Origin of the sequence: Kitasatospora sp. NPDC056138, assembly GCF_042264695.1 — a bacterium.
Lineage (GTDB): Bacteria > Actinomycetota > Actinomycetes > Streptomycetales > Streptomycetaceae > Kitasatospora.
The window spans coordinates 42,021-67,705 of record NZ_JBHJVK010000050.1; the positions used below are offsets into that span (position 1 = coordinate 42,021).

Consider the following 25,685-nt stretch of genomic DNA (forward strand, 5'->3'; position numbering starts at 1 on the left):
CGGCACGGCGGTGCGCCGGTCGGCGGGTCAGTCGGTCAGGAGGTTGCGGCGCAGCCCGTCCAGGACGTCGTCGTCGAGTCCCAGACCGTCCCGCCAGAAGTCCTCGAAGGACGCCCAGCCGGCCTCGACCTCGGCGAAGGCGGTCTCCAGGTAGGTGCGCTCGGCCAGGAAGACCGGGAGCAGCAGGCTGGGCTCCTTCATCAGGCCGCGGGTGCCGAAGCTGTCCACGATGTGCTCGATCAGCGCGGCGGAGCGCTCGTTGGTGAGCAGGTAGTCCTCGAAGACCGTCTCGCGGTCGACGCCGAGGGCGGTGAGCGCCAGGGCGGCGACCCAGCCGGTGCGGTCCTTGCCGGCCGAGCAGTGGAAGAGCATCGGCACGCCGTCGGGGGCGGCGAGCAGGCGCAGCACGGTGGCGAAGCGCTCCCGGGCGACGGGAGAGGTGACGAACCAGCGGTAGAGGCCGATCATCATCTGCTCGGCCTTGCCGTCGCCGAGGAGGGCGCGCTGCCGGTCGGCGTCGCGGTCGGCGAGGGCCTCGCGCATGGCGATGTAGATGTCGAAGTCGGCGGCGAAGATCGGCACGTGGTGCAGGGTCGGGCCGCCCGCTTGGGCCGAGGGTATCGGGGCGAGCAGCGCGGCATCGCCGCTGCCGTCGAGCTCGGCGACGGCCAGGCCGATGATCCGGTCGGCGCCGGCCTCGCGGACCTCGTCCGGGCTGCGCAGGTCGACGACTCTGCGCAGGCCGCTGGCGGCCAGGACCGCCTGGTCCTGCTCGGTGGTCCGGTTCATGGCGTCGGCGCGCAGCGCGACGCCGTGGCGGACGGTGCGGCCGTCCCCGGTCCGGTAGCCACCGAGGTCGCGGGCGTTGGCCGCCCCCTTGAGGCCGAGGCTGCGGGCGGTCTCGGTGGTCTGCTGGGTCACGGGGTGTCCTCCAGGGGCACGGTCGCACGGACGGGTGGTACGAGAGCGGGCGATGGTCGGCGGGGACGGGGTACGAAAATTCGTACGACCTGATCAGTGTATTGGGCGGCGGCCGGGGAGCACCGGGCTGTAGCGTGCCTCTTCGGGGGGAGCGGGCCGTGCCGTGCGCGGGGTCCGCCGGGCTCCCGTCCACTGCCGCGCCAAGCCGTCCGAGGGGGTCCTGCGATGCGTCGTCGTCCGGTGCACCAGGCCGTCCTCACCGTGCTCGCCGTGGCGGCGAGCCTGCTGGTGGCGGGCGGCGGGAGCGAGGCGGAAGCGGCGGTGCGACGCTGGCAGCCGCCGGTGGGTGTGCAGTGGCAGTGGCAGCTCGACGGCACGGTGGACCAGTCGGTGAACGTGCCCGTGTACGACATCGACGGCTTCGAGAACGGCGCCGCCGTGGTGGCCTCGCTGCACGCCAAGGGCCGCAAGGCGGTCTGCTACGTCAACTCGGGGGCCTGGGAGGACTTCCGCCCGGACGCCAAGGCCTTCCCGACGGCGGTCCGGGGACTCGGCAACGGCTGGAGCGGCGAGCGATGGCTGGACATCCGGCGGATCGACGTGCTGAAGCCGCTGATGGCAGCGCGCTTCGACATGTGCCGGAAGAAGGGTTTCGACGCGGTCGAGCCCGACCTGCTGGACGGCTACACCAACCGGACCGGCTTCCCGCTGACCGGCGCCGACCAGCTCCGCTACAACCGGATGATCGCCGCCCTGGCGCACGAGCGCGGGCTGGCGGTGGCGCTGAAGAACGACCTGGAGCAGGTCCCGCAGCTGGTGGGGCAGTTCGACTTCGCGGTGAACGAGCAGTGCGCCGAGTTCGACGAGTGCGCGCGGCTGACCCCGTTCGTCAAGGCCGGCAAGCCGGTGCTGCACGTCGAGTACAACCTGACGACGGCGCAGTTCTGCCGCCGGACCAAGGCACTGGGCTTCAGCTCGATGGCCAAGCACCTGAAGCTGGATGCCTGGCGGCGGCCCTGCTGAGGCCGGCCGCCAGGCATGGGTGATGAGCCGTCGTACCTGCCCGACGGCGGGTGCGGTTACTTGACGGCGAGCCAGATCACTGCGGCGACCACGGCGACTGCCACCACGGCGATGCCGATGATCAGACCGGTACGGTTGCTGTTGGAGGCGCTGCCGTAGGTGGACACGGAACCCGGGGCCTGGGGAGCGGGGGTCTCCTCCACGAACGCCCGGAACATCTGGGTGCTACCGGCGGGGTCGTAGTCGTTGTCAGCCATGGCAGGGACTCTAGCCAACCCGTGCGGCCGAAGGACACCCCGGACCCCGGGGAGTGAGCGGGCCGGCCCCCGGGGCGGGCGCTGACGGCCGCTCGCACAACACGCGTACGACAAGCTCGTGAAGACTTGGCCGGGTTGGAACGCCATCGCGCGCGGATCGGGTTGAATCCGGTCATGACCGACAATCACAGTGACGCTCCCCACAGGGTGACCCTCGGCACGTCGGACCTGACCGTGTCCCCGCTGTCGCTCGGCGGCAACGTGTTCGGCTGGACTGCGGACGAGGCCCACTCGTTCGCCGTGCTCGACGCCTACACGGCCGGTGGCGGCAACTTCGTCGACACCGCCGACGTCTACTCCGCCTGGGTGCCCGGCAACACCGGCGGCGAGTCGGAGGCCATCATCGGCAACTGGCTGCGCAGCCGGGGCAACCGCGAGGACATCGTGATCGCCACCAAGGTGGGCCAGCACCCGGATGCCAGCGGCCTGAAGGCGTCCACCATCAAGGCCGCCACCGAGCAGTCGCTGCGCCGGCTCGGCGTCGAGCGGATCGACCTGCTCTACACCCACCGCGACGACCCGCAGACCCCGGTCGAGGAGTTCGTCACCGCGCTCGACGAACTGGTCCGCGAGGGCAAGGTCCGCGAGATCGCCGCCTCCAACATCAGCGCCGAGCGGCTGGCCGAGGCGCTGGAGTTCTCCGCCCGCGAGGGTCTGGCCTCGTACGTCGCCGTCCAGCCGCACTACAACCTGGTCTCCCGGTCCACCTACGAGGGCCCGCTCGCCGACGTGGTCGCCGCGCACGGCCTCTCCTCGGTCCCGTACTACGCGCTCGCCTCGGGCTTCCTCACCGGCAAGTACCGGCTGGACGGCGGCGCGGTGGAGAGCGCCCGCGCCCAGGGCGCAGCCCGCTACCTGGAGGACCCGCGCGGGCCCAAGGTGCTGGCGGCCCTGGACCAGGTGGCCGAGGCGCACGGCGCCGAGCTCGCCTCCGTCGCGCTGGCCTGGCTCTCCGCGCAGCCGACCGTCGCCGCGCCGATCGCCAGCGCGCGTACGGTCGAGCAGTTGCCCCCGCTGCTGGCGGCGGCGCGGCTGCGGCTGACGGCGGAGCAGCTCGCCCTGCTGGACTCCGTCTCCGCCTGACCCTCCGCCCGGCCGTGCAGGCTGTGGGCAGCGCCCCCGATGGGCCTGTCCACAGCCTGTGGACCCTCACAGGACTTTCCCGACCCCGGACCGTAGCCTTCCGTGTACGGAGTGGATTTCCGGGTTCCACGGGAAGGACCACCGATGACACGCCCGACACACCTCTTCGCCCGCCCCCTCGCCCGTCCCCTCGCCCGGCTCGCAGCACTGGGCTCGGCTGCCCTCCTGGCCCTGGGCGCGGTCGCGTCCCACGCCGTCGCCGACCCCGGGCTCCGCCGCGCACACGTCCCGATCCGCTGGGCGGCGCTGGGCGACTCGTACACCGCCGGGGCGATCCCGGCCACCGGCGCCCGGGTCCCGCTCGGGGCACCCGACGAGGACGGGTGCCTGCGGCGGCAGTACTCCTACCCCGAGATCCTGCGGGAGCGGCTCGGCCCGCTCGTGGACCTCCACAACGCCTCCTGCGGCGGCGCCACCATCGCGAACGTCGCCGAGACCCGGCAGCTGCCGATCGGCACCCACGTCCCGCAGTGGGGCCTGGAGGACCCCGACTACCCGTACCCCCCGGTCCCGTTGCAGCTGGCCGCGGTCTCCCCCGGCACCGGCGTCGTGACGGTGGGGATCGGCGGCAACACGCTGGCCTTCGTGGACATCCTGGGCACCTGCTACCGGCTCGGCCTGGCCGGCGGCAACACCGGGCACCCCTGCCGGGACCACTACGCCTCGGGGCTGCCGGGCGAACCCGGCATCCGCGAACGGCTCGCCACCGTGGCCGCCGAGTACGGCCGCATGCTCGACCGGATCCACCGCAAGGCCCCCGGGGCCCGGGTCGTCTCGGTCGGATACCCGGCGATCTTCCCCGAGTCCGCCGCGGCGAGCTGCACCTGGGGCAGCGCCGGGACCGGCGACGCCCGGGGCCTGCTGGACTTCGGCACCATCACCTTCCAGGACCTCGACTGGCTGCGCCACGACGTGCTCGAACCCCTCAACGCCGTCGTCGCCGAGCAGAGCGCCAGGCACCGGGCGGCCTTCGTCGACCTCTACCGCTCCAGCAGGGGCCACGACGTGTGCAGCCCCGACCGGTGGGTCGACGGCCTCCTGAGCTCCCCGGACCCGGACGCCATCGCCCTGGTCCACCCGAATGCCGACGGTCAGCGGAACGCCGCCGCACAGGTCGGGACGGCCGTCCTCGGCGGCCTCCCGGGCAGCGCGGCCGGAACGCTTCCCGAGGCCGGCCCAGGGACGCCGGTGGCCGGTCTCACGCGGTCCTCCCCTCCTTCCGCCCCACCCGGGCGGCCGGTCCCGGCACCGAGGCGGTGACCCCGGCGGGGGTCACGAAGGCGACCAGCAGCCGTCCCATCAGCGAGCGGCGGGCGGCCTCGTCCAACTCGTGTGCGGTGGCCCGCTCCAGGCCCCGGACGGCGAGCGCGGCCGCCTCGACCGCGTCGTCCACGAGCACCGCCCGCAGGCCCGCGTCCAGTTCGGCGAGTCGGCGACGGCGCATGCTCTCGGCGACCTCGGGCGCGTAGTCGAGGGCGATCGGCTGGACCGAGTACACCTCCAGCCCGATCGGCGCGACCTCGGCGGCCAGCGCCCGGGTCAGCTCGTCGGCGAACCACTGCCCGTCGCGCAGCGCGGGACCGGGCGCGGCGTCGCTGTCGCAGGGCAGCGCGCTGGCGGTGCGGGTGAGTACCGCGTGCACCTGCTCGCGCAGGTACTCCTCGTGGTCGGCGACCGCCAGCACGGCACGGGCCGTGTCCTTCACCCGCCAGACGATCAGCAGCCGTACGACGATCGGCGTTCCGGTCCGGTCGGTGACGTTGACCGGCTCGCTGCGCCAGTGGCGCAGCCGTACGTCGACCTCGTGCCGGTGCAGCAGCGGGTTGACCCAGAGCAGCCCGGTACGGCGGACGGTGCCCCGGTAGCGGCCCCAGCGGGTGACCACCCGGGTCTGGCCTCCGCTGTTCACCAGCAGCCCGGCGAAAGTGAGCAGGCCGAGCAGGGCGGCGGCACAGGCGGCGGCCAGCGCCGCGGAGTCGATCACGGCCCGTCCGGTCCCCTTCACGGCGGCGCTGCGGAGGTCCGGCAGTGCGGCGAGCCGTGGCAGCATGCCGGACCGGGCCAGCAGCACGAGCACTGCGGCAGCAGAGGCGCACAGCGTGAGCAGGGCGACCCAGCCGGGGAGGGAACGGGCCCGGTGCTCGCGCAGTGCCTGGTCGGCCCTGGGCGGACGGCGCGCCGTGGGCGTCTCACTCGGTGTCGCGCTCGGCGCCTCGGCGGGCTCGGGCCGTTCGGACTGTTCGAGCCGTTCGGATGGCTCGGACCGTTCGGGCCGGTCCGGATCGGCTGCGCCGGGCCCGGGCGTCCCACGTCTGTCGTCCGGGCCGAACGCGTTGCGCGGGTTGTGAGCACGCTGCGGGTCGAGTGCGTTGTGCGGGCCGGAGTGCGGCGGGGCGGCGGTTCCGGGGCCCGCGGACCCCGACGCGGCCAAGGCACCGGCGAGCTGTTTGCGCAGATCGCCGCCGGCCGCGGCCGGATAGGGAGTCAGCGGCTGGGTCTCAACAAGGTCCAGTTCGTCCTCGGCCGGTGCCGGAGCCGCCCGGAGCAGCGGTCTGGTGACCGCCTCGGCTACGACGCGGCGGAGCTGGGTGGCGCCCGCCGGAGACGGTTCGGGCCTGGACAGCGGCCGGGAATCGGGGCGCGGCGATGAATCGCGGGTGATGTCCATGAACGGATCCTCGGGGTCGGTGTGTCGCGCAACGGGCGGGCCGGATCCGACGGGCGGCGCCGGATCCGGACAGGTCGATAAAGCGTCAAATGCAGCGTTCGGGCACCGGGGAGTGCCAGGTCCTCGTCAGCGCCTGCGCAGGCCCGGGCCGCGGCTGACAATCCGGCGGGTGAGCAGCCACACCGCGGCGAGGAAGAACCCTCCGCCGCAGAGCGCACTGCGCCAGCCGCCCGCGGCCGCGTGGCGGGCGGCAACGGCTTCCGGGCTCTCCGGCAGAGCCACGAGCGCTCGGCCCGACGCCGCCACACCCCTGTGCGGGGCCGCCGGGGATGCGGCAGGGGCGGTGGCGGCGACCGCCGCCCCGGGCCGTCCTGCGGTCGGGGTCGGGGTCGGGGCAGGAGGCGGGGTCGGGGTCGGGGCAGGGAGCAGGCTGGAAGCGGGGGCGGGCACCGCGAGAGCCCCGGCCGTGGACGCGGCGGCTGACGGCGCGGCCGACCTGGCGGGGGCCGGCGCGGCGGACCTGGCAGGGGTCGGCGCGGCGGACCTGGCAGGGGTCGGCGCGGCGGACCCGACGAGTTCCGCAGGTAGGGCCGTCCGCGCGGGCCCCGAGCCCTTCGTCGCGCCGGCGCTCGCGCTCGGGGCGGCGCTCGGGGTGGCCCTCTGAACGGCCGTCGCACTCGGGCTCTGTACGGAAGGTGCCGGCGCCGCCGGAGCCGGGGAGACCGACGCGGGCGGAATCACGATCGGCAGCAGTGGGACGTCGCCCGCGTCGGACGGCCCGGCCCCGGCGTGCTTCGTCGCACCGGCGCTCGCGCCCGCGGTCGCGGTCGCGCTCGGGGCAGTGCTCCGGACGGCCCTCCGGACGGCCCTCCGGACGGCCCTCTGAACGGCCGTCGCGCCCGGACTCCGTACGGAAGGTGCCGACGCCGCCGGAGCCGGGGAGCCCGACGCGCTCGCCGTCGCGGGAGCACTCGGCGTCACCGGCGCGGCCGGGGGGCGGACCCGGACCGTCACGGCCTCCCCCGTCGCACCGTTGCCCGCCCGGTCGGTCGCGGTGACCACCACCGTCAGCTCGCCCTCCGCGACGTCGCGGGTGGCCGTGCAACCCCACGTACCGTCAGCCGCCGTCTGTGCGCTGCAGAGCAGGAAGCGGTCGCCGTCCTGGCCGAGCCGGGCCGTCACGGTGATCGTCGCAGCGGTCTCGGCGCGCCCGATGAGGTGGGGCCTGGCCGTGGTCAGCAGGGCGCCCGGGGCTGGCGAGGCGAGCGTCGGGCGCTCGGGGGCGACGGTGTCGACCACCAGGGTCACGGGTCTGCCGGGCGTGCGGTTTCCGGCCGCGTCCACGGCGGTGGCGACGACCTGGTGCGGCCCGTCGGCGAGGTTCTCGACCGGCAGACAGGACCAGGTGCGGTCGGCCGCGACCGCCGTACTGCACAGTTCGCCGGTGCGCGGGGCTCCCGGGGCGGCGGACGCCTCGGTGACCGAGACCGTGCTGCCGGGGTCGGCGGTGCCGGTGAAGAGCAGGCCGGGGTCGTTGGTGAACTCGGGCAGGGTGAGTGCCGGGGCGGCCGGCGGCGCGGTCTTGACGGCGAGCTCGACGGGCCCGCCGCGCAGCACCACGCCGCCCTGGGTGGTCTCGACCGGAACGAGGCTGTGCTCGCCGGGCGCGAGCGGCTGCTCCGGCCGACAGGTCCAGGCGCCGTCGGAACCGGCCTTGGCGCGGCACAGGGTGGCGTCACCCTCGACCACCGCCACCGCCGCGCCCGCGACGGCACCGTCGCCCCGGATCTCCGGCCGGGCCTCGGCGACCGCCGCACCGGCGACCGGCCCGGTGATCTCGGGCCTGGCTGCGCCCACGGCCAGCTTGACCCGCTGGTCGAGGACCTGCCCCGAGTCGGCGAAGCCGCCCGGCCCGACCAGTTGCGAGGGGTCGCGGGCGATCCGGAGCCGGGCCCAGGTGTCGCCGGAGGCGGCGTTGCCGGGGACGGTCCACTCCAGCCGGGCGGAGGTGCTTGCGGCCGGGACCTCGGCCTGCACGCGTTCGGTGGCGTCGAAGTGCCCGTTGTGGTCGAAGTCGATCCAGCCGACCAGGGTGGCAGGGGCGCCGCCCGGGTTCACCGGGACGGTGAGTTCGTAGTACCGGCCGATCGCGGCCTCACCGGGGAAGGTGATGGTGGGGTCGGTGCCCTGGTACTCGCCACGGCCCGGCTGGCTCCTGGCCGGCAGCGGGCTGGCGAACGGACTGCGGCGGCTCGCACCACGGCTCGGATCGATCAACGGCGAGGGCACGTCGTCGAGTTCGCGCGGATCCCGCAGCGCGGCAGCGTCGCTGCCGCGTTCCCGGGAGACCAGCGGCTGCCCGTTCCGTGCGAGCGGCACGGCCAGGGTCCGTCCGGTGCCGCCGGTCGCGTCCCGGCCGAGGAACAGGTCGGAGACCAGGTGCGAGGCATTGCCGTAGCCCTGCGGCGCCGTGCCGAGCCCCTCGTCCAACGTGACCGTGTACGCGTGCTTCAGGGCGGCGGGGGCGGTGGTGCTGCTCCCGCGGGCGGTGCTGCGCTCCTCGACCCGGAAGGTGACGGTGGTGACGGTACCGGCGAGTTCGAGCGTGCCGAGTCCGTCCGTGGCGCCGTCCGTCTGGCCGTCCCCGGCAGGGGCGAGGGTGTTGCCGCCGACCGTCCAGCCCGCCCAGCCGGTGCGGCCGACCAGGCTCGGGGCGCTCGGCGAACCGCCGGTGACGGTCAGCCGGGTGGCGGTCGACGTACTGCCGCCCTTGCCGGTGGCGAGCCCCGCCAGACCGCTGAGGTGCAGCCGCGGGTTGCGCACCGCGCGGGAGAACGACATCTGGAGCGTGCCGAGGGTGCGCCAGGAGCCGTCGGCCTGCGGACGCTCCTCGGCGATCTTGAAGGTCTCGGCCGGGTCCCCGGGACGCAGGCCGTCCACATAACCGAACGCCTCCGTCGCGGATCCGGCCGGACCGGAGGCCGCTGCCCCGGAAGCCGCTGCCCCGGAAAGCGCCGGAGCGGCCGGGCCGGATGCGGGAGATCCGGGTGCAGGTGATTCGTAAGCGGAGCCTTTCCCGCCATTTCCGTTGCCACCGGGCCGCGTTGCACTGGAATCAGCACCGGTTCCGGCCGGCGTCCGGGCGGCGAGTTCTCCGGGTGCCGCCGTGGCGCTCACACCGGGCACGGGCGAGAATTCCAGTTCCACGGTGAGACCTGACGGCAGCGTGGCGCGGCGCTCGGCACTCCAGGCGCCCGGACTCTGCTGCGCCCCGGCGCAGTTCGACGCGACCGTCGAACTCCAGCCGAGCAGCAGGGTGGCGGCCAGCGCGGCGGCGCCGGTCCTGCCAACTCCCCTGCGGTCGAGCACATCCGGCCCGCGCCGGTCCGGGCCGGACACTGCGGCGGCACGGGGAAACTGTCGGCTCATCCGGCTCTCCTTGCGGCATCTGCCGCCAACAGGTGGTACGGGGGACGGTCTTGACACACCCATAACATCCGACAAAAGGGAATCACGATCGAGCGCCCGTCATACTGCGACACCTGGTTGGGCGCCCGTTGCCACCCGATCGGCCGCCACCCTACGGGCGATACGGAACCCTTGGATCCACCGCATTCCGGCCGCTGCGGAATCCGCCAACGGGTCGCTTTTAAAAGTGGCTTGAATATGCATCACCTTCACCTGTTCGAATTGGGTGCAGGATCAGTAGAGTCGGCAGCCGTGACAACCGACCCTGTTCTCAGCAAGAGCGGTTTCGCCCCGCTGGAACCGCACGGGCCCGAGGTCGCCGGGTACTTCCACCAGCATCCGTTCGAACGGAATCCCGAGGTGCGCGGACCGCTCCCCCGGCACTCGGCCGACCGGCCGGACCGGACGTGGGCCGCGCTCGACGCCCACGTCATCCGCCCGGAGGGTCCCGAGGCACCCTCCACCCTCCTGTGCAAGCCGGGCGCCGGGCGGGCCGGGCACGGCTTGCCGGCCACGGCGGCAGGGTCCGCGCCGGCCGACCCCGACGTCACCTGCTGAGGGCCGCCCGGTGCCCTTCGACCCTGCGGTGATCCGCGCCAGCTTCGCCGTCGTCGAACGCCGCGCCGACCACCTGGTCACGTACTTCTACGCCCACCTGTTCGCCCACAACCCGGGCTTCCGGCCGCTCTTCCCCGCCGAACTCTCCGAGCAGCGCGACCGCCTGTTCGCCGCGCTGACCCAGATCGTGCTCCGGCTGGAGAGCGCCGAGCAGCTCACCGCCTACCTGGGCGCGCTCGGCCGGGACCACCGCAAGTTCCAGGCCGCCCCCGAGCACTATCCGGCCGTCGGCGCCAGCCTGATCGCCGCCGTCCGGCACTTCTCCGGCCACTCCTGGACGCCCGAGATCGAGAAGGCCTGGACCGAGGCGTACACGGTGATCTCCCAGGTGATGCTGGAGGCCGCCCGGTCCGTGCCCGTCGAGGCCCCGGCCTGGTGGGAGGCCGAGGTGACGTCCCGCCACCGGTCCGCGCCCGACGTCGTGCGGCTCACGCTGCGTCCCGACCGGCCGTACCCCTTCCTCTCCGGGCAGTACCTCTCGCTCTGCTCACCCCGGCGCCCACGGGTCTGGCGGCCGTACTCGATCGCCAACGCCCCGCGCGGTGACGGGACGCTGGAACTGCACATCCGCCGGGTGCCCGACGGGCTGCTCAGCACCGTCCTGGTGAACGACCTGGTGCCCGGCGAACGGCTGCTGATCGGGCCGCCGGTCGGCGACGCCGTCCTGGACCCGCACTCGCCCCGTCCGCTGCTGGCCGTGGCCGGCGGGACCGGCTGGGCACAGATCAGGTCCCTGGTCGAACAGCGCGCCGCGTGGGCCGGACCCGCTCCGCCCGCCCGCGCCACGGTCTTCCTCGCCGCCCGCGACGACGCCGACCAGTACGACCTGGACACGGTCCGCGAGCTGGTGGCCGGGCACGCCTGGCTGGAGGTGGTGCTGGCCGCTCCCGCCGACGGCGCCGACCGGGAGGAGGCGATCCGGCTGCTGCACGACGGGCTGAGCCGCCACGGCCCCGGCCGGTACGGCGGCTGGGCCGGCCACGACATCCGCCTGAGCGGCCCGCCCGACCTCGCGCCCGGCATCGCCCGGCTGCTGCTCGGGCTGGGGGCCGAGCCCGGACTGATCCGCCACGACCCCGTACCGCCGACGTTCAACCGGACCCGGCCGCTGACCTCGTCCGACTGGTTCCTGGACCAGCGCAACGTCCCCTGGATCAACCGCACCGACCTGGGCTGAGCGACCGGCCGGGGGCGGAGGGGGCCGGCCGGGGTCGAACGGGCCGGGGAACGACGAAGGCCCCGGACTGTCGTCCGGGGCCTTCGGCTGGTGCGCTCAGCAGGATTCGAACCTGCAACCTCTTGATCCGTAGTCAAGTGCTCTATCCGTTGAGCTATGAGCGCTAGGGACACCCCCGAGGGGGCGCCTTCGCGGTGGTGTGGTGCGCTCAGCAGGATTCGAACCTGCAACCTCTTGATCCGTAGTCAAGTGCTCTATCCGTTGAGCTATGAGCGCTCGCCCTGTCGGCCGGGGCCAGCGGGGCGGTGCGGGGACAACATTACATGACCTGCGACCTGGGGCGAAATCCATTGCCGCCGGGCCCCCCGAGCTGCCGCCAAGTGCACGAAGGGCCCCGTCGGCGTGTTGCCGACGGGGCCCTTCCGAGGCGGAGGCTGAGGGATTTGAACCCTCGATGGGCTTTAAGGCCCAAACCGCATTAGCAGTGCGGCGCCATAGACCGGACTAGGCGAAGCCTCCTCCACATGGACTGCACCGGCGGACCGGATGCACTCCGTGCGACTGCGATGATGCCACAGCCAGAGGCTCCGACACCAACCACCGCCAACGTTACTAGGCGGGTCATCCGGAGCGCAAAGAAGAATGAGATACTTCAGCCTCCCGAGGAGAGCGCGAGCCGCGAGTCGCACGCCGTGACGGCACAGCCGTCCGTGACGAAAGCCGTAAGGAGACCTGTCGACGTGAGCAGCAGGCCGATCCGAGGCGCTGCTCGCCTCGCCGCGATACTCGACGCCCTGCCCGACGCGCTGCTGCTGGTCAACAGCAACGGCACCGTCGTGGACGCCAACAAGGCAGCCGTGCAGGCCATGCAGGCCCCCGGCACCTCCCTGGTCGGTCGCGGGGTGCTCGACCTGCTGCCCGAGTTCGACCCGAGCCGGATCCCAGGCTCGATGCGGCCGAAGACCAGCGAGCCCGAGGGCCTGGACCACCCGGTCCGGATGACGGCCCGACGGACCGACGGCAGCACCTTCCCGGTCGAGGTCTCCGGCAACGACTTCAGCGACGACGGCGCGGCCGGCGGCGGCGCGGGCAGCTCGTACGGGGCCGGTTTCGACCCGTACCGGGACTCCGGGTCCAGCAGCCGGGACCTGCTGCTGCTCCTGGTCCGCGACCTCTCCAGCCGGCTCGGCGTCGAGGCCGAGCTGCGGCGGCAGCACAAGCAGACCGAGATGATCCTGCGGGCCGCCGCCGAAGGCGTGCTCGGCGTGGACCTGGACGGCCGGGTCGTCCTGGTGAACCCGGCCGCCGCGCACATCCTCGACTACCGGGCCAGCGAGCTCGGCGGCCGCGAACTGCACCCGCTCATCCAGCACTCGCAGGTGGACGGCAGCCCGCTGGCGCTGGAGGGCTCGGCGCTGCTGGACACCCTGGTCTCCGGACGCAAGCACCGGGTACGCGGCGCCGTGCTCTGGCGCAAGGACGGCACCCCGGTGACGGTGGACCTCACCACCGCGCCGGTCCGGGACGGCGAGCAGCTGGTCGGCGCGGTGATGACCTTCACCGACCGGACCAGGGAACTCGCCCTGGTCGCCCGCAACGAGCACCTCACGGCGGTCCTGGAGAGCGAGCTCGGCAGCGCGCTCGGCGCCCTCCACCGCCGGATCGACGCGCTGGCGGCCGACCCCGCCGGGCAGCTCTGGCCCGAGGCGAACTGGACGCTCCGCCGGCTCGCGGACGAGTGCCGCCGCTTCGGCACCCTGATAGACGGGGTACTGACGCACCAGAAGTTCGAGAGCGAGGTCGAGGCCGGGAAGCGGACGCTGGAGCGGGCCTCGGTCGGCCTCGACAAGGTCGTGCAACGGGCCGTCGAACTGGCGGGCGACCTGGTCGGTCCCGGACGGGTCCGCTACTCGGTGCACGCCGCCGCCGTCGACGTCACCGCCGACCGGGAACGCTTCGCCCAGGCGCTGGCCCACCTGGTGGCCGACGTCAGCGGGATCGGCCACGCGGCGGGCCGGCCCGCCTCCACCGGCCCGGACGGCGAGGGCGCCGAGCCCGGTGCCGCAGGTGGTCAGGTCGGGCAGCTCGGCGTGCCCGCGCTGCCTCCGGTGGGCGGCGACTCGCCGATGGTGGTGCTGGCGGCCGCGCAGCGCGGTGAGGTGGCCCGGATCGAGGTCCGCGGCCCCGCACGCTCCAGCAGCCCCGTGCACCTGCCGATCGCGCGCAGCACCGTCGAGCGGCACGGCGGCATGCTGCAGCGGCACGAGCTGCCCGGCCGGGCCGGGACGACGTACGTGGTCGAACTGCCGCTGGACCCGGCGGCGGTCGCCCGGGCGGCTGCCAAGTCGGCGGCCGACGGGGGCCGGAGCGTCCCCAAGGAGACCGACACCGCGATGCTGCCCGATCTGCCGGACGTCCCGCCCGCGCCCGGCGCGGCGGGCGGCGGCGAGGGCGGCACGCCGGGTGCGGCGGGCGGCAGCGGTGACGACGAGGCGGCGGGTCCGGGCGCGCGCCGGGGCGGCGGCTCCGGTGACGGTCGCGGCAGCGCCGACGGTGCCGGCAGTGGCGCCGGCTCCGGCGGCGATCGCGGCGAGGGCGGAACGCCGGGTGCGGCGGGTGCGGCCGGTCCCGACGCCGGCGGTGCCGGCGGTGCCGGCGGTGCCGGTGACAGTCTCGGCGGCGGTGCCTCGGCCGACCGGACGGCCGGGACCGGCAGGTCGCGCGGGCCGATCGCGCTCGGCTCCGGTGAGCCCGCCGCGGCCGAGCCGCCGGTGCCGCCCACCGCTCCAGGGGCTCCTGCGGGATCCGAGGCGGCCGAGACCGCGGCTGCGGCCGCACCTGCCGCGACGGAGGAGCCGCCGGTCCGGGCGGGGCGCCGTCGGCGCGGGGCACCTGCGGGCGAGTCTTCCCCGGGGGCGCTGTCCCTGCCCGGTGTGCCCGAGCCCGGTACGCCGCTGTACCCCGGCCTCGAGCACGCCCTGCCAGCCACCCCGGCGGCTCCGCCCGTTCCGGCCACGCCGCCGCCGACCGGACGCCGCCGCAGACTGGCGATCCCCGCGCAGCCGGAGACGCCGACTGCGGACCCGGCGGCCCCGGCGCCCTCGGCGGCCGCGGACGCGGCGCCGCAGCCCGGCCGGGCACTCGCGCTCGGCCCCGGCCCGACCGCCGCGCAGCCGGCTCAGGGCGCGCCCGAGGCCCCGGGTGACCGCCCCGGTCTGCCCGTGCCGTTCGGACAGCCGGACGCCGCGATGGGCGGGCAGTCGGCCCTGCCCGTGCCGTTCGGGCAGGCCGGCGGCCCGGAGGCGGGTGCCGGACGGCAGGATGCGCAGGGCTCCGAGCAGCAGGCAACGGAGCAGCGGGCCGCCGGCGGTCAGGCGCTGCCGGTGGGCAGCGGGCTGGGCGAGTTGGCGCCGCCGCGGCCGCTCGGCGGGTTCGCCTCGGCGTTCCCGCAGGCGTTCGCGCAGGTGCCCGCCGTACCCGGCCAGCCCCAGCCGCTGTCTCCGGCGCAGGCGCAGGGACCGGCCCAGGGGCCGACGGCGGACGGCGCGCGTCCCGCGCTGCCCGCGCCGCTGGGTGCCCCCGACGTGCCCGCGCAGGTCGAGCCGCGCACGCCCCCGCGTCCGATGGCGGAGCTGGCCCGTTCCAGTGCCGAGGAGGCGGTACCGGCACCCGCCGCGATGCCCGACTTCCCGACCGTGGTGGCGCCCACCGTGGACGGCGGACCGCGTCGGCTGCTGGTCTGGCCCGAGCCCGACCCGTCCACCAAGGCGGCGCTCCAGGACCGCGGCTACCGTCCGGTGATCGTCCGCTCCCGGGAGGAGGTCGACGCCCAGGTCTCCGGCTACCCGGCGGCCCTGTTCGTCGACCCGCTGACCGGTCCGATCACCCGCACCGCGCTCCAGTCGCTGCGTACGGCCGCGCTCAACCAGCGGGTCCCGGTGCTGGTCACCGCCGGGCTCGGCCAGGCCACCAGGGACGCCGTGTACGGGGCCGACCCGGCCGTACTGCTGCGCGCCCTGGCACCGCGCGACAGCGAGAACCACGCCGCCCGGGTGCTGCTGGTCGAGTCCGACCCGGACATCGCGGCGGCGCTGATCAGCAGCCTGGAACGGCGCGGCATGCACGTCGAGCACGCGGTCTCGGAGAGCGACGCCGTCTCCCGGGCCAGCAGCATGCAGCCCAACCTGGTGGTGATGGACCTGCTCCAGATCCGCCGCCGCCGGGTCGGCCTGCTCGACTGGCTGCGCGCCAACGACCGCCTGTACCGGACCCCGCTGGTCGTCTACACCTCCGTGGACCTCGACCCGCAGGAACTGCCCCGGCTGCGCACCGGGGAGACGGTCCTCTTCCTGGCCGAGCGCTCGACCACCGAGGACGTCCAGTCCCGGATCGTCGACCTGCTGGGACGGATCGGCGCGATGGGCGAGGTCAGCACGGCGGGGCGGTAGCGCCCGTCCGTGATCGGGCAGGCGGGCCCTACGCCCCTGCCTGCCCGATCGACTTCGGGGGCGGCCGGGGTCCGTCCGCTGCTCGCCCCGGCCCGCCCCCTGCCTGCCTGCCTGCCTGCCTGCCTGCCTGCCTAGTGCTCCTTGCCGAGGACGGTCACGTCCAGCTGGTCGGCGGCGTAGTCGGCGCGGATGACCTTCTTGTCGAACTTGCCGACCGAGGTCTTGGGCACCGACTCCACCAGCGCCCAGCGCTCGGGGAGCTGCCAGGAGGCGACCCGCTGGGCGAGGAAGGCGCGCAGTTCGGACAGACCGGCGGCGGCACCCGAGCGCAGCACGACGGTGGCGAGCGGGCGTTCGCCCCACTTCTCGTCCGGGACGGCGACCACGGCGGCCTCGGCCACCTCTGGGTGGGCCATCAGGTGGTTCTCGAGTTCGACCGACGAGATCCACTCCCCGCCGGACTTGATGACGTCCTTGGCCCGGTCGGTGAGGGTCAGGTAGCCGTCCGGGGTGATGGTGCCGACGTCGCCGGTGCGCAGCCAGCCGTCCTCGCTGAACTTGTCGTCGGGCCGCAGCGGGTCCTGTCCGGCGCCGCCGAAGTAGGCGCCCGCGATCCACGGTCCGCGGATCTCCAGCTCTCCCGCCGCGACGCCGTCGTGGGGCATCCGCTCGCCGTCGGGTCCGGTCAGGCGGGCCTCGACGGAGGCCGGGAAGATGCCCTGGGTGGTCCGGTACGGCCACTCCTGCTCGGCGGTCAGTCCGCCCGGCGGGCGGGAGAAGGTGCCGAGCGGGGAGGTCTCGGTCATGCCCCAGGCGTGCACCACGTTGATGCCGTGGCGCTCCTCGAAGGCCTTCATCAGGGAGGGCGGGCAGGCCGAGCCGCCGATCACCACCATGCGCAGCGAGGAGGTGTCGTAGTCGCCGGCGTCGAGCTCGTCCAGCAGACCGGTCCAGATCGTCGGGACGGCGGCGCTGACGGTCGGCCGGACCTGGCTGATCATCTCGGCGAGCGGCCTGGGCTGCAGGAAGCGGTCCGGCATCAGCAGGCTGGCGCCCGACATGAACGCCGCGTGCGGCACGCCCCAGGCGTTCACGTGGAACATCGGGACCACCGGCAGCGCGATGTCCTCCGGGGTCAGGGCGAAGGTGTCGGCGGAGTTCACCTGCAGGCAGTGCAGGTAGACCGAACGGTGGCTGTAGAGCACGCCCTTGGGGTCGCCGGTGGTGCCCGAGGTGTAGCAGAGGGCCGCCGCCTCCCGCTCGTCCAGGTCGGCCGGCCACGGGTACTCGGTCGGCCGGCCCTCGATCAGTTCCTCGTACTCGTGGACGGTGCCGGCGAAGCCGGCGAGCAGCGAGCGGTCGCCCTCGCCGCTCACCACGATGTGCCTGAGGGTGGGGGCGAGCTGCGGCAGCACGCCGGCCAGCAGCGGGAGCACACTGCCGTTGACGATGATCGCGTGGTCGGCGGCGTGGTTGATGATGAACGCCAGCTGCTGGGCGGGCAGCCGCAGGTTCAGCGTGTGCAGCACCGCGCCCATCGAGGGCACGGCCAGGTACGCCTCCACGTGCTCGGCGTTGTTCCACATCAGCGTTCCTATCCGCTGATCGCCCGAGACCCCGAGCTCGTCGCGCAGGGCGTACGCGAGCTGGGCGGCGCGGGCGCCGACCTCGGCGAACGTACGGACGACCGGGCCGGTGCCGTCCCAGGTGGTGATGGTGGACCGGCCGTGGATGGTGGATCCGTGTGTGAGGATTCGGGAGACGGTGAGTGGTACGTCCTGCATGGTGCTGAACACGCGGGTCCTCCTTGACCGGTCCTGGGTGCGAGCGCCCTCCACTACTGGCGAGTAGTGAATGTCACCTCGGCCTGATTCTGACGCCCTGGCGCGTCGCTGTCAGCTCACCCGCCACGGATGAGACATGTCGCTCACCCGCCCCGCCACCGAGGCCCCGGACGGGCGGGCGAGCGGGCGGGGTGGGGTAAACCGAACCCGGGTTCCCGGGGTGGCACGACTGCGGTGGGGGCGGGGTCCGCGGGAGGGTCGGGGAGTCGGAGAACGGGCTTCTGAGGACGACGGGACGATCGATCATGGCGACGGTACAGCGGCTTTCCCCCGGTGCGGTGCGCGGAACCGGGGAGGCGCTCTGGCGGACGGTGCTCGCGCTGCCGTTCCGGGGTGGGACCTGGCGGCAGGTGACGTATCTGCTGCTGGCACTGCCCGTCGGCCTGGGGTGCGTCGCACTGGCGCTGGTCGGCGGACCGGCCGGGCGGGTGCAGCGAGGGTTGCTGCACCGGCTGCTCGGGGTCCGGATCGAGGAGCCGGAGCGCGCGGGTCGGCTGCTCTCGCTGCTGCACTCGGTGGTGAGCCTGCCGCTGAACGCCGTCGCGCTGGCGGTGACCTGCTACGGGTGGCTGCTGGTGCCGCTGAACCTGGGCTGGCCGCTGCGTCCGCTGATCGGTCTCGGCGACGGCGACTACCGGCTGGCGTGGGGCGGTCCGACGTTCGCCGGGGCCTGGGCGTTCCACGCGGTCGTCGGCGGGGTCTCCTTCCTGCTGCTCATGCCGTGGCTCGGGCGCGGACTGACCACCCTTCAGGCCCGGCTCGCGACCGCCCTGCTGGGCCCGCGGCGCGGCGGTGCGGCCGGGCCGCTGGTGCTGGCACTGCTGGTCGCCGCCGTGGGCGCGGTGCTGTCGGTGGCGATCGTGCACCAGCTGTGAGTGCCGTGGGACCGGCCGGGCGCCCCGCCCCCCGAGGGTGGGGCGCCCGGCTCGCGGATGACCGGACACGCCGGGGAGCTCCGGGTGCGCCGGAGCACCGAGGCCCGGCAGGTGAGCCGGTGCGCGGCGGGGAGCCGGTGCGTGGCGGACGCCGCGTCAGAAGACCGGGCTGGTGGCCCGGTGCAGGTAACAGACGTTGGGGAAGCTCTTCTGCCAGGTGACCTGCTGGCCGTTCCAGTCGCCGTAGGCGGTCGCGGTGACCGGGTCCTCGACGGCCGGGCAGATCAGGCGCGGCCTGCCCGCGAGGCGGTCGAACTCGCCCTTGGCGGCGGCCAGGGCCGCGCAGGCGGCGTCCGGGTCGGGGTGGGTGCCGCCGCTCGGGTTGCAGGTCAGGTTGTAGACCTCCTGGAGGGCGTCGTCCGCGTCATGGACGACGAAGAGCTGCAGGAAGGTGTTCGAGTCGGCCGGGGCGGCGGGGGCGGGGGCCGGGGCGATGCTGAGGGTGGTCACGGCGACGACGGCGACAGCGGCGAAGGCGGCGAGCCTGCGGAGCGCGGTGGTGGTCATGACGTCACCCGACCACGGACGGATCGGCCCGACCAAGCCCCTCGTCCGACGAACGAGTGATCCCCACAGGGAAGTTAGCGCGAAGGGATGACCGCCGTCCGGCCCTCCGGCCCGTGACCGGGACACCGCGGGGGTGCCGCCGGGAGGCCGCCGGGCGGGCGGCGTGCTCAGCGGCCGATCGCCACCAGGCCGTCCAGCTGGTCGCGGTCCACGTTGAGGGTGGCGCCGCCGTACGTCTCGTCGGCGCCGCCCCGGTACTGGTGGATGCGCTGGCGGCGCGCCCACATGTCGTCCGGCAGCACGCCCAGTCCGTCGGTGACGGCACGGCCGTCCCAGCGCGCGTACCAGATGACGTCGGGCATCGGGGAGCTGCCCGCCCGGGCGGCGGCGACGAGGTCGGCGACGCCGGAGTCCACGCTGGAGTAGAAGCCCGAGTGGTAGCCGGCGGCGTGCAGCGTCTGGGTCCAGCCGAGGGTGAAGTCGACCACGGCCTGGCTGCAGGTCTGGTCCCCCGGCGGGTAGGCCTCCATGTCCAGGTAGACCGGGCTGCCCTGGCCCAGACCGAGCGCCTGAAGGTTGAGCACCGCCTCGGCGGCCTCGTCCCCGCCCTGTTGGACGGCGCGGGCCGGGTCGATCCGCCGGGGCTTGTTCCTGAGCTCGGCGCAGGGCGCCTGGAGGCCGACGTGGGTGGGCACCAGTTCCCAGCCCATCGCCCGGACCCGGCCCACCCAGTCCGCGGTGAGCCGGGGCTGGTCGCAGCCGCGCTGGCTTCCGCTGGTGTAGATGCCGACCGCGCCGTACGGGGACGCGGTGCGCCACGCCTGCATGGACTCCAGCGGCGGCGCGGTGCAGGCGTCGAAGCCGGCCCCGACGAAGTGCCGCTTCGGCAGTTCCTCCCGCCTGCGGGTGGACTCCGGGAGCACGGTCGGCGGCACGGCCCTGCGGCTGACCGCGGCGACCGCCTGGGCGTCGGCCATCCGTCCGCCCGGCAACGGCAGGTTGCGGTCGGTGGCCAGGAGCAGGACGAGGGAGGCCGCGGAGAGGGCGGCCGGGCCGAGGTAGCGCACCGTCCTTTGATACTGACCGGTCATCACACGGCGGATCCGCCGCGCCGGAGAGTCACCGGCATTCACCCGGCAGTGACGATCGTCCGCATGCCGAGAAACAGTGCGGTAATGAGTTTGGACCCTGTTCAGGTATTACGTCACACTCGACCCCATGTCCACAGCCAGTACCTGCGAGACCGCCGTCCCGGTCTCGCCCGGCCCCTCGCCCGTCCATCCCCTGCGGCGCCGGCTGAGCGTCCCCGCGCCGCTGCTCTGCATCACCGCGATGTTCGCCGTCCAGCTCGGCATCGCACTCTCCCAACCGCTCTTCGGGACGCTCGGGGTCGCCGGGGCGACCTTCCTGCGGCTGGCCGCCGCAGCCGTGATCCTGCTCGCCCTCACCCGGCCGCGGCTGCGCGGCCGGAGCCGACGCGACCTGGCCTCGGCCGGGCTGCTCGGCGTCGTCTCCGCCGGGATGACCCTGTGCTTCGCCGGCGCCGTCGACCGGCTGCCGATGGGGACGGCCGCGACCATCGAGTTCCTCGGCCCGCTGGCCGTCGCCCTGGCCTTCGCCCGGCGCGCCAGCCACCTGGTCTGGGCGCTGCTCGCCGGGGGCGGGGTCGCGCTGCTCACCCTGTTCGGCTCGGAGGGCGGCGACGGCGCCGGCCTGGACCCGGTCGGACTCGGCTTCGCCTTCGCCGCCGCGGCCTGCTACGCCGGATACATCCTGCTGACCGACAGGGTCGGCGCGGCCTTCAAGGGCTTCGAGGGGCTGGCGGTGTCGATCGGGGTCGGCGCCCTGGTGACGCTGCCGCTGGGCATCGGTCCGGCCTGGCACGGACTGTCGGGGGCCGACGACCCGTGGCGACTGCTGCTCATGGTGACCGGGGTGGCGCTGCTGCTGCCGGTGATTCCGTACGCCTTGGAGATGACGGCACTGCGCAGGCTGCCGCAGCGGGTGTTCAGCGTGCTGGTGAGCCTGGAGCCGGCGGTCAGCGCGCTGGTCGGGCTGGTGGTGCTGCAGCAGGTGCTGGGCGCGGTGCAGCTGGCCGGGATCGCCTGTGTGGTGGCCGCCAGCGTCGGGGCGACCCTGGCGGGGCGACGGTAGGACGGCCGGAACGGCCGGGCGGCGCCGTGCGGCGCCCCGGCGCCGGCCGCATGCCGAAGAACGCCGGCCTCGCGACGGAGCAGGAGAACGCGGCAGAAGGGGAACGCGACCGTGGGCGGCGCCGGGGAACCGGCGCCGCCCACAGCTGTTCCACTCACCTCGTTCGCGAGTGCGGACGCACCCGCCGCCCTTTCCCACGGATTCCGGTCGGCGCCCCCGCCGACCGGGATCAGCGGAAGACGGGCGCGAAGACGAAGTCGATGTTCTTGTTGGACTGGTCGGCGAGGACCAGGCCGGCGTTGTCCTTCACCTGGAGGTTGTTGTTCTGGTTCGAGGCCCCGGCACCGGTCGCGGTCTGCTGGGTGGTGTTGTAGTTGCCGTGCACGCTGCCGAAGATGTTGCCGCTGCCGACGTTGGACACCACGCTGCTGTTCGAACCGTCCCCGGCCAGCGCGCCGTTGTCGGCGGCCGCGGCACCCGCTCCGGCGAGCAGCAGGCCCGCGGCGAGCGGGGCGGCGACGAGAAGACCGGTGAGACGTGTGGTACGGGAGCGGGCCATAGAAGCCTCCATAGGGCCGACAGCCACATCATGGCTGCAAGTCGGTTGCTGCATGCGGGAGTTCGTGGCCAGACGGACTCCGGCCGGCTGCGACGCCACTGAACAGGCTTCCGCAGCGAATCGGCCCGGCGCCAGCACGGGAGTGGCTTTTCGCCCGTTAGCGTGACGTTTCGAGCGCGGCGCATAGTCCGCCGAAAGGCCGTTCCGCCGCCGACGCACCGCCGCTTACCTGCGAGTTCGATCGAACGACGGCGCCCGGGCGGACGCCCTGACCCGCGCATTCCGATGAAGCAGGCGCCCCATCGCACCACCGGGGCGCAGAAAATCCGGCACACACCCCCGACTGTGCGACCCGGCCATACCCGGATATCCGATGGTCGTTTGAATGACCGTCAGAGGGTCTTACCCGGATTCATGATACCCAGGGGGTCGAAGACCGACTTGATCTGCCGCTGCAACTCCAGCCCGACCGGGCCGAGTTCGCGCGCCAGCCAGTCCCGCTTCAGCAGGCCGACCCCGTGCTCCCCGGTGATGGTGCCGCCGAGCTCCAGGCCGAGCGCCATGATCTCGTCGAAGGACTCCCGGGCCCGCGCCGACTCCGCCTCGTCGGCGGCGTCGAAGACCACCACCGGGTGGGTGTTGCCGTCCCCGGCATGGCAGACCACGCCGATGGTGAGCCGCTGCCGGTCCGCGACACCGGCGACCCCGCGCAGCATTTCGGCCATCCGGGAGCGCGGCACCGCGACGTCGTCGATCATCGTGGTGCCCAGCCGGTCCAGCGCGGGGAGCGCCAGCCGACGGGCCTCCAGCAGCAGGTCGGACTCGGCCCGGTCCTCGGCCGGCACCACCTCGGTCGCCCCGGCAGCCCGGCACAGCCCCGCCACCGCGGACAGCTCCTCGGCCTTGCCGGGACCGTCGAAGGCGACCAGCAGCAGGGCCTTGGTGGCGTCCGGGAGACCCATCTGCGCCAACTCGTTGACGGCGCGGACGGTGGTGGCGTCCATCAGCTCCAGCAACGAGGGGACGAACCCCGCCGCCATCACCTCGCACACCGCCGCACAGGCCGCGTCCGTGCTCGGGAACTCCGCCGCCAGCGCCAACTGTGCCGCGGGCGCCGGGCGGAGGGCCATCACGGCCTGCACCACCACGCCGAGGGTGCCCTCCGAACCGACCAGCAGCCGGGTCAGGTCGTAGCCCGCGACGCCCTTGGCGGTACGGCGGCCGGTGCTCAGCAGCCGCCCGTCGGGCAGGACGACGTCCAGGCCGAGGACGTACTCGCTGGTCACGCCGTACTTCACGCAGCACAGACCGCCTGCTCCGGTGCCGATGTTCCCGCCGATGGTGCAGGACTCCCAGGAGGACGGGTCCGGCGGGTAGGCCAGGCCGTGCTCGGCCGCCGCACGGGACAACCGGGCGTTCACCACGCCGGGTTGGACGACGGCGAGCCGGTTGACCGGGTCCAGCTCCAGGATCCGGTCCATCTTGACCAGGGAGAGCAGGATGCAGCCGTCCACCGCGTTGGCGCCGCCGGAGAGACCGGTCCTGGCCCCCTGCGGCACCACGGGGACGCGCAGTTCGGTAGCCGTGCGCAGGACGTGCTGCACCTGCTCGACGGTCTCCGGCAGGACCAGGACGGCCGGTTCGCCCGCCGCACAGAATCCCGCCATGTCGTGGCGGTACGCGGACGTCACGTCCGGGTCCACCACCACGGCCGCCTCGGGCAGCCCCTCCAACAGCCTTCCCGCCAGATCCGCCACGACAGCCTCCGCTCCTCGTGCTCGCCGGCCGGACGCGTGCCCGGCGCCCGGCCCGGGGCGAACTCTGCCGCGCCCGGGGGGCCGGAGCAAGGTCGCCGGGCCGGGAACCCGGGCGGGCGGACGGTCCCGGGGTCAGGCCGGGTCGATGCCGAGCTCGGCCAGCTGCTGGGCGAAGGGCACGACGGCGTCCGGGGAGAACTCCGGTACCGGCGGGGCGGATCGGGGCCGGCTGCGGATGGCCGCGGCCAGCTCCCGGCCGGCTCGGGCGATCCGCGGGGACAGTTCCTCGTGGCCGTCGCCCCAGTCCTCGGAGGCCGCGTACACGCCGGTGGTCAGCACGGTGGCGCGCAGGTAGGCGAAGAGCGGGCGCAGCGCGTGGTCGAGCACCATCGAGTGCCGGGCGGTGCCGCCGGTGGCGGCGATCAGCACGGGCTTGCCGGTCAGCGCGGTGTTGTCGATGACGTCGAAGAAGGACTTGAACAGGCCGCTGTAGGAGGCGGTGAAGACCGGGGTCACCGCGATCAGACCGTCGGAACGGACCACGTCCGCGAGCACCTCGGCCAGGGCTGCGGACGGGAATCCGGTCACCAGGTTGTTGGCGATGTCGACGGCCAGCTCGCGCAGTTCCACCGGGCGGACCCCGACCGCCTCGCCGAGCTCGCGGGTGGTCGCCTCGGCGAGGCGGTCGGCGAGCAGGCGGGTGGAGGACGGCTGGCTGAGACCGGCCGAGACCACGACCAGGGTGCGGGTCACCGCTGTGCCTCCGCGCTCTGCGCCCGGGCGACCCGCTCGGCGTGGGTCGGTCCGGCCGGGATCTCGGCCGGGCGTCCGTTCGCGAACTCCTTGCGCAGCACCGGCAGTACGTACTCGCCGAGCAGGTCGAGCTGTTCGAGGGCGGTCTTCAGCGGCAGGCCGCCGTTGTCCACCAGGAAGAGCTGGCGCTGGTAGTGGCCGAAGTGCTCGCGGAAGGCGAGGGTCTTCTCGATCATCTCCTCCGGGCTGCCGACCGTGAGCGGGGTCTGCGCCTGGTAGTCCTCCAGCGAAGGGCCGCCGCCGTAGATCGGGGAGCTGTCGAAGTACGGCCGGAACTCGCGGATCGCGTCCTGGGAGTTGCGGCGGATGAAGAACTGGCCGCCGAGGCCGACGTACGCCTGCTCGGCGGTACCGTGGCCGTAGTGGGCGTACCGGGTGCGGTAGAGCTCCACCAGGCGGACGAAGTGCTCCTTGGGGAAGAAGATGTGGTTGGCGAAGAAGCCGTCGCCGTAGAAGGCGGCCTGCTCGGCGATCTCCGGGCTGCGCACCGAGCCGTGCCAGACGAACGGCGGGACGCCGTCCAGCGGGCGCGGGGTGGAGGTGAAGCCCTGCAGCGGGGTGCGGAAGCGGCCCTTCCAGTCGACCGTCTCCTGCCGCCAGAGCTGGTGCAGCAGCGCGTAGTTCTCGATGGCGAGCGGGATGCCCTGGCGGATGTCCTGGCCGAACCACGGGTAGACCGGGCCGGTGTTGCCGCGTCCGAGCATCAGGTCGACCCGGCCGTCGGCCAGGTGCTGGAGCATGGCGAAGTCCTCGGCGATCTTCACCGGGTCGTTGGTGGTGATCAGCGTCGTCGAGGTGGAGAGGATGATCCGCTCGGTGTGCGCCGCTATGTTGGCCAGCAGTGTGGTCGGCGAGGACGGGACGTACGGCGGGTTGTGGTGCTCACCGGTCGCGAAGACGTCGAGGCCGATCTCCTCGGCCTTGCGGGCGAGGGCGACCATGCCCTTGATGCGGGCGTGCTCGGTCTGCCGCTCTCCCGTGGTGGGGTCGGGGAAGACGTCGCCGATGCTGAAGATCCCGAACTGCATTGTGTTCACTCATCTCCGTTGCAGGTGGAAAGACATCCTGTGGGGTCGGGAGTCCGGGTGAAAAACGCAGCAGATACTTCGTCAGATCGGACGCCCGGAAGAGGCATTGACGGGCCCGGCCCGGCACGGAAGGGGGGTCCGTGCCGGGTCGGGCAGCTTGTGGGGAGGGGGTCCCGGGTCATCGGACGGTCAGGTTGTCGAGGTAGTTCTGCACGTTGCGGCGGGTCTCGGAGACGTTGTCGCCGCCGAACTTCTCGCTCACCGCGTCGGCCAGCACCAGCGCGACCATCGCCTCCGCGACGATC

The 25,685-nt window shown here is 73.8% G+C and carries 19 protein-coding genes, 3 tRNA genes and 1 pseudogene; 8 read left to right on the forward strand and 15 right to left on the reverse strand.

What is annotated here, in order from left to right; all coding sequences use genetic code 11:
* Positions 1 to 27: 27 nt before the first annotated feature.
* Positions 28 to 921 carry a tyrosine-protein phosphatase gene (locus ACFC1R_RS26595; RefSeq protein ID WP_375942717.1) on the reverse strand — a complete coding sequence of 298 codons (894 nt, stop codon included), beginning with the start codon at positions 919 to 921 and terminating at the stop codon, positions 28 to 30.
* 225 nt (positions 922 to 1,146) lie between these two features.
* On the opposite strand from ACFC1R_RS26595, the gene ACFC1R_RS26600 reads away from it, so the two are divergent.
* Positions 1,147 to 1,944 (forward strand): endo alpha-1,4 polygalactosaminidase, encoded by a 798-nt coding sequence (locus ACFC1R_RS26600; RefSeq protein ID WP_375942719.1) that lies wholly within the window; start codon positions 1,147 to 1,149, stop codon positions 1,942 to 1,944.
* 56 nt (positions 1,945 to 2,000) lie between these two features.
* Here the strand turns inward: ACFC1R_RS26600 and ACFC1R_RS26605 are convergent, their stop codons facing one another.
* Complete coding sequence (locus ACFC1R_RS26605; RefSeq protein ID WP_375942721.1) at positions 2,001 to 2,201, reverse strand: hypothetical protein; 201 nt, start codon at positions 2,199 to 2,201, stop codon at positions 2,001 to 2,003.
* A 174-nt stretch (positions 2,202 to 2,375) separates the two neighbouring features.
* Between ACFC1R_RS26605 and ACFC1R_RS26610 the strand changes: the two genes are divergently transcribed.
* Both ACFC1R_RS26610 and ACFC1R_RS26615 read left to right on the forward strand, forming a co-directional pair.
* On the forward strand, positions 2,376 to 3,344 hold the full coding sequence (locus ACFC1R_RS26610; protein WP_375942723.1) for an aldo/keto reductase: 969 nt from the start codon (positions 2,376 to 2,378) through the stop codon (positions 3,342 to 3,344).
* Positions 3,345 to 3,488: 144 nt separating this feature from the next.
* Positions 3,489 to 4,664: an SGNH/GDSL hydrolase family protein gene (locus tag ACFC1R_RS26615; protein WP_375942725.1), complete on the forward strand. Its 1,176-nt coding sequence runs from the start codon at positions 3,489 to 3,491 to the stop codon at positions 4,662 to 4,664.
* Here ACFC1R_RS26615 and ACFC1R_RS26620 read toward each other — a convergent pair.
* The gene (locus ACFC1R_RS26620) at positions 4,603 to 6,072 is read right to left on the reverse strand and encodes an SPFH domain-containing protein (RefSeq protein WP_375942726.1); all 1,470 of its coding nucleotides are present in this window, start codon (positions 6,070 to 6,072) and stop codon (positions 4,603 to 4,605) included. The two genes, ACFC1R_RS26615 and ACFC1R_RS26620, sit on opposite strands and share 62 nt — an antisense overlap.
* Before the next feature lie 126 nt (positions 6,073 to 6,198).
* Positions 6,199 to 9,012: an Ig-like domain-containing protein gene (locus ACFC1R_RS26625; RefSeq protein WP_375942728.1), complete on the reverse strand. Its 2,814-nt coding sequence runs from the start codon at positions 9,010 to 9,012 to the stop codon at positions 6,199 to 6,201.
* Positions 9,013 to 9,792: 780 nt separating this feature from the next.
* On the opposite strand from ACFC1R_RS26625, the gene ACFC1R_RS26630 reads away from it, so the two are divergent.
* Together ACFC1R_RS26630 and ACFC1R_RS26635 are read left to right on the forward strand one after the other, a co-directional pair.
* Positions 9,793 to 10,098, forward strand: a complete 306-nt coding sequence (locus ACFC1R_RS26630) for a hypothetical protein (RefSeq protein WP_375942730.1) — start codon at positions 9,793 to 9,795, stop codon at positions 10,096 to 10,098.
* 10 nt (positions 10,099 to 10,108) lie between these two features.
* Entirely contained in the window at positions 10,109 to 11,335 is a 1,227-nt protein-coding gene (locus ACFC1R_RS26635; protein ID WP_375942731.1) for a globin domain-containing protein, read from the forward strand.
* Between the two features lie 88 nt (positions 11,336 to 11,423).
* Here ACFC1R_RS26635 and ACFC1R_RS26640 read toward each other — a convergent pair.
* The 3 genes from ACFC1R_RS26640 to ACFC1R_RS26650 all read right to left on the reverse strand — a co-directional run bounded on the left by ACFC1R_RS26640 (position 11,424) and on the right by ACFC1R_RS26650 (position 11,854).
* Positions 11,424 to 11,499, reverse strand: a tRNA-Arg gene (locus tag ACFC1R_RS26640).
* A gap of 36 nt (positions 11,500 to 11,535) precedes the next feature.
* Positions 11,536 to 11,611 (reverse strand) — tRNA-Arg (locus ACFC1R_RS26645).
* A gap of 152 nt (positions 11,612 to 11,763) precedes the next feature.
* Positions 11,764 to 11,854 (reverse strand) — tRNA-Ser (locus ACFC1R_RS26650).
* Between the two features lie 221 nt (positions 11,855 to 12,075).
* Here ACFC1R_RS26650 and ACFC1R_RS26655 point away from each other — a divergent pair.
* Positions 12,076 to 15,783 carry a PAS domain-containing protein gene (locus ACFC1R_RS26655; protein WP_375942733.1) on the forward strand — a complete coding sequence of 1,236 codons (3,708 nt, stop codon included), beginning with the start codon at positions 12,076 to 12,078 and terminating at the stop codon, positions 15,781 to 15,783.
* Positions 15,784 to 15,914: 131 nt separating this feature from the next.
* Here the strand turns inward: ACFC1R_RS26655 and ACFC1R_RS26660 are convergent, their stop codons facing one another.
* Positions 15,915 to 17,579 (reverse strand): long-chain fatty acid--CoA ligase, encoded by a 1,665-nt coding sequence (locus ACFC1R_RS26660; RefSeq protein WP_375942735.1) that lies wholly within the window; start codon positions 17,577 to 17,579, stop codon positions 15,915 to 15,917.
* A gap of 293 nt (positions 17,580 to 17,872) precedes the next feature.
* Between ACFC1R_RS26660 and ACFC1R_RS26665 the strand changes: the two genes are divergently transcribed.
* Positions 17,873 to 18,502 (forward strand): hypothetical protein, encoded by a 630-nt coding sequence (locus ACFC1R_RS26665; RefSeq protein WP_375942737.1) that lies wholly within the window; start codon positions 17,873 to 17,875, stop codon positions 18,500 to 18,502.
* Positions 18,503 to 18,658: 156 nt separating this feature from the next.
* Here the strand turns inward: ACFC1R_RS26665 and ACFC1R_RS26670 are convergent, their stop codons facing one another.
* Positions 18,659 to 19,069 (reverse strand): SSI family serine proteinase inhibitor, encoded by a 411-nt coding sequence (locus ACFC1R_RS26670; protein ID WP_375942739.1) that lies wholly within the window; start codon positions 19,067 to 19,069, stop codon positions 18,659 to 18,661.
* 167 nt (positions 19,070 to 19,236) lie between these two features.
* Entirely contained in the window at positions 19,237 to 20,136 is a 900-nt protein-coding gene (locus ACFC1R_RS26675) for a DUF1906 domain-containing protein (RefSeq protein WP_375942741.1), read from the reverse strand.
* Positions 20,137 to 20,287: 151 nt separating this feature from the next.
* Between ACFC1R_RS26675 and ACFC1R_RS26680 the strand changes: the two genes are divergently transcribed.
* On the forward strand, positions 20,288 to 21,223 hold the full coding sequence (locus ACFC1R_RS26680; protein ID WP_375942743.1) for a DMT family transporter: 936 nt from the start codon (positions 20,288 to 20,290) through the stop codon (positions 21,221 to 21,223).
* A gap of 229 nt (positions 21,224 to 21,452) precedes the next feature.
* Here the strand turns inward: ACFC1R_RS26680 and ACFC1R_RS26685 are convergent, their stop codons facing one another.
* From ACFC1R_RS26685 to ACFC1R_RS26705, 5 genes and pseudogenes are all read right to left on the reverse strand, one after another.
* Positions 21,453 to 21,782, reverse strand: coding sequence for a hypothetical protein (locus tag ACFC1R_RS26685; protein WP_375942745.1), 330 nt, complete (start codon positions 21,780 to 21,782; stop codon positions 21,453 to 21,455).
* 392 nt (positions 21,783 to 22,174) lie between these two features.
* On the reverse strand, positions 22,175 to 23,539 hold the full coding sequence (locus tag ACFC1R_RS26690) for an FAD-binding oxidoreductase (protein ID WP_375942747.1): 1,365 nt from the start codon (positions 23,537 to 23,539) through the stop codon (positions 22,175 to 22,177).
* 132 nt (positions 23,540 to 23,671) lie between these two features.
* Positions 23,672 to 24,292 (reverse strand): FMN reductase, encoded by a 621-nt coding sequence (locus tag ACFC1R_RS26695; protein WP_375942749.1) that lies wholly within the window; start codon positions 24,290 to 24,292, stop codon positions 23,672 to 23,674.
* Positions 24,289 to 25,380: a CE1758 family FMN-dependent luciferase-like monooxygenase gene (locus ACFC1R_RS26700; RefSeq protein ID WP_375942755.1), complete on the reverse strand. Its 1,092-nt coding sequence runs from the start codon at positions 25,378 to 25,380 to the stop codon at positions 24,289 to 24,291. The genes ACFC1R_RS26695 and ACFC1R_RS26700 overlap by 4 nt, the downstream gene beginning before the upstream one ends.
* Before the next feature lie 178 nt (positions 25,381 to 25,558).
* Positions 25,559 to 25,685, reverse strand: a pseudogene (locus ACFC1R_RS26705) (chorismate synthase); the annotation flags it as partial.